The organism is Kitasatospora sp. NPDC059803 (genome assembly GCF_042732255.1).
In the GTDB taxonomy this organism is placed as follows: domain Bacteria; phylum Actinomycetota; class Actinomycetes; order Streptomycetales; family Streptomycetaceae; genus Kitasatospora.
This window is the reverse complement of record NZ_JBHWIJ010000056.1, coordinates 25924-35216: the sequence shown is the minus strand read 5'-3', so window position 1 is coordinate 35216 and position 9293 is coordinate 25924. Positions and strand designations below refer to the sequence as shown.

Sequence of the window (9293 nt, the reverse complement as noted above, 5' to 3'; positions counted from 1 at the left end):
CGGGCGGCACCCGCGGCACCCCTCTCGGCGAGCCGTCAGCCGATCTTCCAGCGCTGGGCCGGGTCGCTGCCGTTGCAGGACGTCACCGAGGTGAGCTGGGCGACGCCGTTGGACTTGAGGCACTGGCCGGTGGCGGCGTTGCGGATCAGGTACCAGCCGCGGTCCTCGTCGGTCCGGATCCACTTCTGGTTGGCCGGCAGCCAGTCGCCGGCCGGGCGGTTGAGGCCGTCCCAGCCGCCGGGGGTGTCCCAGAGCTGGACGGCGCCCGAGCCGGTGTCGAGGTCGACGACCTTGCCGGCCGAGCCGTGCGAGATGGCGGTGGTGCCGTCGCAGTAGCCCCAGAACGACCAGGTCTGCGCGGCGCTCTGGTTGCCCTGGTAGACGCCGATCCGCTGGCCGTTGACCTCCGTGTTGGCCGGCAGGTCGAGGGCGCCGGTGGCGCCGTTGTAGACGGAGGTGACGGTCTGCAGGTTCGGCGCCAGCTCGCAGCCGGCGGCGTGCGCGGCCGGGGCGGTGACCACGGCCGCCCCCGCGACGGCCGCGACGGCGCCGAGCCCGGCGAGGAACCTGCGGGTACGGGTGACGGGTTTCATCGGGTTCTCCTTCTGGGTGTGGTGGATCCGGGTGTGGTGGAGGTGCGGCATCAGCCGCGCGGGACCTGGAGGGCGTCCCACTGCTTGGGGCCGGGGATTCCGTCGGCGTCACTGCCGGAGTCGCCCAGCTTGTGCTGCCAGTTGCGGAAGGATTCGAGGTCCGCCCCGGACCACTCGGGGCCGGGGCCCTCGGCGTAGGCGGAGCAGCCCTCGGCGACCAGGCGCTCTCCCATCCGGGTGATGACGTCGCTCTTCTGGCCGTCCTGGAAGAAGTCGGCGCCGGGGAAGGGCTCGCAGCCGCCCTCGCTCCCGCCCCCGTCCCCGCCGCTGTCGGCCTGGGGCCGGGCGCCGCCGTTCGGCTGGTCGGCGGCGGAGGCCTCCTGCCCGAAGTAGACCGCCCCCTGGCGGTCCCGCCACTGCGGGTCGGCGAGGATGACGCCGTCGGCGAAGTCCGGGACGCCGTACCCGTACACCCAACTCGACTTGCGGTCGCGGGTCTTGAGGTAGACGCCGTCGCCCTCGGAGCTGCCGTCGTCGTTGGTGTTGCCCTCGACGGTGGTGATGGTGGAGCTGGTGTAGGCGACGCAGATGCCGGTGTGGCTGCCGCCGCCGGGGCCGTAGAACACCTGGCCGCCGATCACCGGGTAGTCGGTGAAGCGGTCGCGGTCCCTGAACCAGGCGACGCCCTCGGCGCAGGAGGCCGTCACCGGGAACAGCCCGGCGTTGCCGGACTGCCGGGCGCACCAGGCGACGAAGGTCGCGCACCAGGCCTCGCCCTGGGACCACTCCAGGCCGGGGACGGCCGGCGAGTACTTCTGGATGTTGTTCCAGTGCGAGCCGCTGCGGCCCTCCTGGTATCCGACCTCGTCTCGGGCGACGCGGATCAGGTCCGCCGCGTTCGAGGACATGAGGGTGGCTCCTTGCTTGCTGTGGCTGCTGTGGCTGCTGGGGGGACGGGGAGGTCAGGCCTGGGCGAAGGTCTGGACGTAGCGGCCCCAGTTGCCGCGCTGGCGGGGGGTGTAGCCGATGCCGATGGAGGTGAAGTCGCGGCCCAGGATGTTGTCGCGGTGGTGCGGGCTGTTCATCCACATCTGCATGGCCTCCGCCACGCTGTTGCCCGGGGTGACGTTCTCGGCGGCCGAGCGGAACTGGAAGCCGGCGGCGTGGATGCGGTCCCACGGGTTGCTGCCGTCGGTGCCGTCGTGCTGGGTGAGGTCGTGGGACGCCATGTCGTTGGCGTGCCGCTGGGCGGCGGCGCTCAGGCGGTCGTCGAGCCGCAGCGGCTGGAGGCCGGCCCGGCCGCGCTCCGTGTTGACGGAGGCCAGCATCTCGGTGCGGAAGTCGCCGCCGGGCTGCGGCTGCGGCTGGGGCTGCGGCTGCTGCTGGCCGCCGGCGCCGCCGTTCTGGCCGCCGGCCGGGATGAGCTGCCAGCGCTGCGCCGGGTTGTTGTCGTCCTGCTTGGTGAGGGTGAGCGGGGCGCCGGGGGCGGCCGCGGTGAGGAACAGCTGGCCCTCGTCGCCGCGGGCGGTCCGGACCCGGAACCAGTCGTTGTCGATGACGTCCAGCACCCAGCGCTGGTTGGGCTGCCCGTGCTCGTTGAACAGCCAGGTCTGGCCGGTGGAGTAGTTGTAGTCGATGACGACGGCCTGGCCGGGGGCGTGCTTGCCGTTGGTGAGCTGGGTCTCCAGGAGCCAGCTGCCGCCGTCCTTGGCCCAGAAGACCCAGCCCTGGGCGGTGGTGCCGTTGGGGCCCCAGGACTGGACCGGGGTGCCCGGGCTGCTCTGGCTGGAGCGCACGTCGGCGACCGTTCCGTTCGCGGACTTGAGGGTCCAGGTCTGACCGTTCTGCGGGAGCGTGGGCATGCGTGGCGCCTATCTTCGGTGGGAGTGGCCCCGGCTCCGCACTGGTGCGGTCCGCGACCTGACGAGAGAGAAGATCGCGGACCGCGGTAGACAAGTGATCAACAAGGGGTGGAGGGCCGTCGGGGACACGCTTTAGGGCTGCGGCAGGCCGTCCAGCAGGGCCCTGGTCTGCTCGGCGTCCTTGGCGAGCCCGAGCCGCTCGTACACCTCCAGCGCGTCCGCCAGGCAGGCGCGGGCCTGGCGGGGGCGGCCGAGGCCGGTGAGTGCGGTGCCCAGGGTGCGCAGCAGCGCGGCCTCCAGGGCGGCGCTGGTGCGGCGGGCGAGCGGCAGCGCCGCCTCGGCGGCGTCGGCGGCGAGCAGCCAGCGCTCGGCCTCGGCGTGGATCCGGGCGGCGAGGTCGCCCGCCGCCGCCGCGAACACCGTCACCTGGAGGGCGGCGAACTCGTCGCGGGCGCCGACCGCGTGGGCGAGCGCCGCCTCCGGGTCGCCGCACAGCCGAAGGACCCGGGCCAGGTAGTAGCGGCCGGTGGCGGCGGACACCGGGCCGGAGCCGCTCATCAGGCGGGCGCCGCGCTCGGCGGCGTCCCGGGCCTCGGCCAGCCGGCCGGTCTGGGCGCAGCTGAACGCGAACTCGCCTAGGGCGCTGCCCTCGGAGCGTTCGGCGCCGAGGCGGCGGAACAGGTCGGCGGCGCGACCGGCGTGTCGGGCGGCGTCGGCGTAGCGGCCGTGGACGCGGGCGTTGCCGCCGAGGGTGAGCAGGGCCTTGGCGAGGACGCGGACCTTCGGGCCGTCGCCGCTGCCCCCGTTGCCGCCGTCGTCGTCCTGGCAGAGCGCGACGGCCTGGTGGATGTCCTGTTCGGACTCGGCGTAGCGGTTGATGTGCCAGAGCATGCCGCCGCGCACGTAGCGGGCGAGGGCGAGCGGGCCGTGGTCGCCGCGGGCGGCGGCCTCGCGGGCGATGCGGTCGGAGAGGTCGGCGATGTCGCTGGTCTGGGTGCGTTCGGCGAGTACGGAGCCCATCCGGTCGGCGAGTTCGGCCGCGCGGTCGAGCGGCAGCGCCGGGTCGGCGCAGCTCAGGGCGATGGCGGCGGCGTGCACGCCGGCCTGTTCGCGCATCCAGCGGACGGCGGCGGGCCCGTCCGTGATCGTCTTCCCGGGGGAGCGGACGGGCGCGTCGAGCAGGCTGAGTTCGACCGGGTCGGCCTTGCGGGCGGCGCGGTCGGCGTTGCGGGCGGTGGCCAGGCAGTAGTCGACCAGCCGGTCGGCGGCGGCGGTGCGTTCGGTGGCGGGTTCCTCGGCGGCGAGCCGGCCGCGGGCGTAGTCGCGGACCAGGTCGTGGAAGCCGTAGCGGCCGAAGCGGGGGGAGTGCAGCAGGTTGAGGTCGACGAGTGCTTCGAGGAGTTCGTCGGTCTCGGTTTCGGTGCGGCCGAGCAGTGCGGCCGCGCAGGGCAGCGGGACGTCGGGGGCGTCGGGCAGGGACAGCAGGCGGAAGGCGCGGGCGAGTTCGGTGTCGAGGCGGTGGTAGGAGAGGGCGAAGGTGGCTTCCACCGTCCGTTCGCCGTCGCTGAGTTCGGCCAGTCGGTGTTCCCGGCGCAGTCCGTCGGCGAGCGCGGCCAGGGTGAGCGCGGGGTCGGCGGCGAGCCGGGAGGCGACGATGCGCACGGCGAGCGGCAGCAGTCCGCAGGCTCGCACGATCTCGTCGGCGGCCACGGGTTCGGCGTCGACGCGGTCGGCGCCGATGATCCGGGTCAGCAGTTCCAGTGCCTCGGCGGGCGGCAGGGTGTCCAGGCGCATCTGGTGCGCCCCGGCGAGGCCGGCCAGTCGGACGCGGCTGGTGACGAGGACGGCGCAGCCGGACGAGCCGGGCAGCAGTGGTTCGACCTGGCCGAGGGTGGCGGCGTTGTCGAGGACGACGAGGACCCGCCGCCCGGCCAGCGCCGAGCGGTAGAGGGCGGAGCGCTCCCCGGTGTCGAGCGGGATCTCGGCGGCGGCCACGCCGAGGGCGCGCAGGAAGCCGGCGAGCACCGTGCCAGGGTCCAGCGGGGTGTGGTCGGCGCCGCGCAGGTCGGCGAAGAGCCGCCCGTCGGGGAAGCGCCCGTGGGCCTGTCGGGCGACGTGCACGGCGAGCGTGGTCTTGCCGACCCCGCCCATGCCGTCCAGGGCGGAGACCACGACGGCTCGCCCGCCGGCCCCGGCGAGGTGGTCCACCAGGGTCTCGACCTCCTCGGTGCGGCCGGTGAAGTCGGCCAGGCCGTCGGGCAGTTGGTCGGGCGGCTGCCAGGCGGGGGCGGGTTCGGCGCGGGCGGAGGCGGATGCGGCGGGGGCGGGCAGCAGGGACGGGTCCTCGCGCAGGATCCGCAGGTGCAGTGCGGCGGGGCCGTCCTCGGCCGTCGGCGCGGCGGCGGCGGCCGTCGACGGCCGGCGGGTGTCCTCGTGCCGGGTGGGCCCGTCCCCGCCGGGCGGCAGCCGGCGGCGGGCGTCCTCGTACACGGCGAGTGCCTCGGCCTTGCGGCCCGCCTGGTAGAGGGCGCGCATCAGGACGGCGGTCAGCCGGGGCCGTTCGGGGTGTTCCAGGGCGAGGGCGGCGGCCTCGGCCGTCAGGCCGGTGTGGTCGCCGATCTCCGCGTCCAGCTCCAGCCGCGTCTCCTTGGCGTGAAGTCGCTGTTCGGCGAGGTGGGAGCGGACGGCCTCGGCGTGCGGCCCGGGCAGTCCGGCCAGCGGTTCGCCGACCCACAGCCGCTGCGCGGCCAGCAGGACCTCCCGGACCTCCTGCGGCGGGGCCTGCTCGTCGCGTAGCCGTCCGGCCGTGGCCAGCAGTTCCTCCCAGCGGGCCGCGTCCACCTCCGCGTCGGGCACCCGCAGCGCGTAGCCGTCGCCGACGCGCACCAGCGGCATCCGCTGCGGATCCGGCCCGGTGTACGGCTTGAAGGCCGACCGCAGCCGGGAGACGGCCAGTTGGACGGCCTTGCGGGGGTCGGCGGGCGCTGCCCCGCCCCACACCCCCTCCACCAGCACCGGCGTCGCCACCGTCCGTCCGGCGGCGCTCAGCAGCACCGCCAGGACGGCCCGCTGCTGCGGCCGGCCCAGTTCGATCTCCCGCTCCCCGTGCCAGGCGCGCAGTGGCCCCAGCAGTCCGAACCGCAGCCCGGACGCCCCGATGTCAACCATGTCCCGTCCCCGAATGTCGTCCGGTGCCCGGATCACGCCACTTCCGTACGGACGGCGGCGCCCCCTGATCCGGTCACCTATGCTCTGTCACGGATTGTGTACTTGAAACTCATGGCTTCGAGGGGTGGGGGCATGGGGCTCGAATTCCGTGTGCTGGGGCCGCTGCGGGCCCGGTGCGACGGCCACGAGATCGACCTCGGTCGGCCGCAGCAGCGGGCCGTGCTGGCCGCCCTGCTGCTGGCCCCGGGCCAGCTCGTGCCCACTGAACGGCTGGTCGAGGGCTTGTGGGGCGAGGATGACGCCCGTTGGCCCAAGGCTCCGGCCGGCCAGATCGGCACCCACGCGCACCGGCTTCGCCGCGCCCTCGCGGCCCCCGGCCTACTGGTCGCCACGGCCGGTGGCTACCGGCTGGAGGTGGATCGGGCCGCCGTCGACCTGTTCCGCTACGAGGACGGAGTGAGCCAGGCCGTCACGCTGCGCTACGACGACCCCCTGCGGGCCCGGGAGTTGCTCGCCGGCGCGCTCGCGCTGTGGGAGGGGCGCGCGCTGGACGGCGTGCCCGGCGGTTTCGCCGAACGCGCCCGCGAACGGCTCGCCGCCGGCCACCACGCCGCCGTCAAGGTGCTGCACGACCTGGACCTGGCGCTCGGCCGGCACACCGAGGCGCTGCCCGCGCTGGACGCGCTCGCCGCCGCACACCCGCGCGACGAGGAGGTGCAGCGCCTCCACCTGCTGGCCCTGCACCGCTGCGGGCGGACGGCCGAGGCACTGGCCGCCTTCGAGGCCCTGCGCGAACGGCTGGACCGCGAGCTGGGGCTCGAACCGGCACCGGCGGTCGCGGACCTGCACGCCCGCATCCGCGGAGGGGGCGCCGAGCTCGCGGCGCCGTCCGCCCCGGTACCGCCGCGGCGGCCCGCCCGGCCCTGCCAACTGCCGCCGGACATCCCCGACCTGGTCGGGCGGGCGGCCCAGGTGCGGGAGGCCGAGCGGATCCTGCGGTCCGGTGTCGGTGATGTCGACGGTGCTGGTGTCGGGGCCGGTGTCGGGGCCTCGCCGGTGCTCGGCCTGTCCGGGCCGGCCGGCAGCGGCACCTCCGCGCTCGCCGTGCACCTGGCGCACACCGTCCAGGACGCCTTCCCGGACGGGCAGCTGTACGCGGCCGGCGAGACGGCGGAGCCGGGCACGGTGCTGGCCGCCTTCCTGCGGGCCCTGGGGGAGCGGCCCGTCGAGGACGCCGGTGTCGGCGAACTGGGCGCACGCTACCGGGCCGCGCTCGCCGGGCGGCGGGTGCTCGTCGTGCTCGACGGCGTCACCGACCCGGCGCCGCTGCTGCCCGCGGTGGCGGGCTGCGCGGCCGTCGTGGCCGGCGCCGAACCGGGCGCCCTGCCCGCCGACGCGGCCCGGCTGGCCGTGGGCCCGCTGGAGCCGCAGGACGCGTACGAGCTGCTGGCCCGGGTCGTCGGCGCCGAGCGGATCCGCCGGGAGCCGGGCCCGGCCGCCGAGGTCGCCGAGCTCTGCGGCTACCTGCCCGTACTCCTGCGGTCGGTGGCGGCGCGCCTCGCCGCCCGCCCGCAGTGGTCCGTCGCCGACCTGGTCCGCTGGCTCGCCGAACGGGGCGCCTGAACGGCGCTCCGTTCGGGGGCGGGGGCTAGTAGAGGTCCGAGGACATCGCCCACATGCGGATGTCGCTGGTGGGCGTGGTGACGATGGGGACCTCGCCGTCACCCCAGTAGATGGCGACGCCGCCGAGCCTCTTCACCACCAGCCGGGCGCCCGGGTGCCCGTACGTGCCGGAGGACCAGCAGACGCCCCCGGAGGCTGAGTAGACGACCAGGTTGCCGTCGGACTGCATGACCGCCTTGTACCCGCAGTGGTTCACGTTGGTGCGGGAGTCCCACACGGCCAGTGGGTTCGGGGTGTTGTACCCGCGGTAGACGACCAGGTTGCCGTCGGACTGCATGATCAGCCGGGAGTTCTCGGAGTCGACGTGCCAGCCCGGGTAGAGCGGCTCGTCGTTCCAGAGCGTGTGGGTCGACGGGTCGTACGCCGCCTGCGCGGTGCCGGCCCCCAGCATCGTCCCCGTCAGCGCCAGCGCCGCGGCCGCCACCCCGACGGCCATGCGTCGCACAGTCTTCACTGCCTTCACTGCCTTCATCCCCGGGTACCTCTTTCGTCCATATCGCGCCCGTGAAAGTACGGGGCGCCCCGTGGAAACGACCATGGGGCAAGGCGGTAGACAAACGATGAACGATCCCGTTGATGGGCGGGGGCGGGACGGCTCAGCCGCCGTGTTCCTCGTCCTCGTGGGCGGTGGTGCGGTCGGTGTGGCCGGTGTGGTCGGCGCGGTCTGCGGCCGGGCCGGACAGCACCCGCCGGGCGTTGGCCTCGGCCTCGCGCTCGAAGCGGTCGGACGGGTCGCTGACGCTCAGCCCGGAGCCGTTGTCGGAGCCCGCCACGGGGCCCTGCCGCTGCTGGAGGACGTGGGTCAGCTCGTGGGCGAGGGTGTGCCGGTCGCCTCCGCCGTCGCCGATGACGACGTGATTGCCGGAGGTGTAGGCGCGGGCGCCGATCTCGGCGGCGGAGCTCCGGGCGGCGCTGTCGTCGTGGATCCGGACGTCCGAGAAGTCGGCGCCCAGACGGGCCTCCATGTCGGCGCGGGTGGCGCCGTCGAGCGAGCGGCCGCCGCTGCGTAGTACGTCGTGGACGGCGGCGCCGGAGCGCTGTACCTGGCCGGCCCGCTGGAGTCGTTGGACGACGGCGGCGTTGCCGACGGACGCTTGGAGCCCGAGCAGCGCGGGTGCCGGTGTCCGGGCGGAGGCGGGAGAGCTGGTCGAGGGGGTGTGCGCCTTGTCGTCACTGTCACGAGTCCTCATCGGCGTCCCTTCGGGTCGGTGGCCGGTGAGTCCTGGATACCCCGCCCACGCCCGGAGCGGTAGGGATGGCGGGGGCAGCAACGCTGCCCCCGGGGGCAGCGCCGCCCGCCGACCGGTCCCCAACGTGCGGGCAGGGCCGGAGGATTGCCGTCGAGCGTAGGGCGTGCAGGCGAGGCGGCCATGGCGGATCAGCGGAGCCGGTACTCCTCGTGCGGGATGGCTCGCTCCCACACTGCCTCGAATGCCGACTTCACAGTTCGACGACGGCCGGCTCGGTGCGCCATTCACGGTCGACGACCTCACCGACACCCGAGAAGTACGTGAACAGCACCGACGCCCCGTCGAACAGCCACAGGTCGGTGCCGGGCAGCGCGATGTCGGCCGCCTGCCGGCGGGGAAGCCAACGGACCTGTTCGCCCGCTCGGACGTTCGGGAACGTCACGTCGTACTCGTATCGGATGTAGTCGGTGACCGGCTCGGAGACGACCCGGGCGCGCCTCATCGCGACACCGCGTGCCGTCGTCTCGGCTACCACGTCCAGGAACGGGCGCCACCAGGACGATCGCTCGGCAGCAGGGTCAAGGCGTTTGCCCTGCTGCCATGCGATGAACTCGGGGTCGCTGGGCTGGTAGGTGTCGCGCATCTCAAGGTGTACGGCGGAAATTTTGGCCGCAGCCAGGCCCTCAAGTACTGGGTTCGTCATCGTTCCTCCTCATCGCCGCGCAGATCTGCTTTGCCGGGCCCCGGGGTGGTTTGAGACATCCTGCGGGGGGGGGGGGGGGGGGGCGGACACCCCC

6 protein-coding genes and 2 pseudogenes are annotated in these 9293 nt (G+C 74.6%); 1 reads left to right on the top strand and 7 read right to left on the bottom strand.

What is annotated here, in order from left to right:
* Positions 1 to 35: 35 nt before the first annotated feature.
* The 4 genes from ACFV6I_RS12545 to ACFV6I_RS12530 all read right to left on the bottom strand — a co-directional run bounded on the left by ACFV6I_RS12545 (position 36) and on the right by ACFV6I_RS12530 (position 5623).
* Complete coding sequence (locus tag ACFV6I_RS12545) at positions 36 to 644, bottom strand: RICIN domain-containing protein (RefSeq protein ID WP_380342963.1); 609 nt, start codon at positions 642 to 644, stop codon at positions 36 to 38.
* The gene (locus ACFV6I_RS12540; protein ID WP_380342960.1) at positions 644 to 1501 is read right to left on the bottom strand and encodes a peptidoglycan-binding protein; all 858 of its coding nucleotides are present in this window, start codon (positions 1499 to 1501) and stop codon (positions 644 to 646) included. Before ACFV6I_RS12540 ends, ACFV6I_RS12545 begins: the two co-directional genes overlap by 1 nt.
* Before the next feature lie 54 nt (positions 1502 to 1555).
* Positions 1556 to 2455: a CAP domain-containing protein gene (locus ACFV6I_RS12535; protein ID WP_079135680.1), complete on the bottom strand. Its 900-nt coding sequence runs from the start codon at positions 2453 to 2455 to the stop codon at positions 1556 to 1558.
* A 132-nt stretch (positions 2456 to 2587) separates the two neighbouring features.
* Complete coding sequence (locus ACFV6I_RS12530) at positions 2588 to 5623, bottom strand: BTAD domain-containing putative transcriptional regulator (protein WP_380342956.1); 3036 nt, start codon at positions 5621 to 5623, stop codon at positions 2588 to 2590.
* A 132-nt stretch (positions 5624 to 5755) separates the two neighbouring features.
* On the opposite strand from ACFV6I_RS12530, the gene ACFV6I_RS12525 reads away from it, so the two are divergent.
* Positions 5756 to 7246 carry a BTAD domain-containing putative transcriptional regulator gene (locus ACFV6I_RS12525; RefSeq protein WP_380342953.1) on the top strand — a complete coding sequence of 497 codons (1491 nt, stop codon included), beginning with the start codon at positions 5756 to 5758 and terminating at the stop codon, positions 7244 to 7246.
* Between the two features lie 25 nt (positions 7247 to 7271).
* Here the strand turns inward: ACFV6I_RS12525 and ACFV6I_RS12520 are convergent, their stop codons facing one another.
* The 3 genes and pseudogenes from ACFV6I_RS12520 to ACFV6I_RS12510 all read right to left on the bottom strand — a co-directional run bounded on the left by ACFV6I_RS12520 (position 7272) and on the right by ACFV6I_RS12510 (position 9199).
* Positions 7272 to 7742, bottom strand: coding sequence for a hypothetical protein (locus tag ACFV6I_RS12520; protein WP_063348126.1), 471 nt, complete (start codon positions 7740 to 7742; stop codon positions 7272 to 7274).
* Between the two features lie 232 nt (positions 7743 to 7974).
* Positions 7975 to 8496: pseudogene (locus ACFV6I_RS12515) on the bottom strand (DUF4157 domain-containing protein); the annotation flags it as partial.
* A gap of 188 nt (positions 8497 to 8684) precedes the next feature.
* Positions 8685 to 9199 (bottom strand): annotated as a pseudogene (locus ACFV6I_RS12510) (DUF6879 family protein).
* Positions 9200 to 9293: the final 94 nt, after the last annotated feature.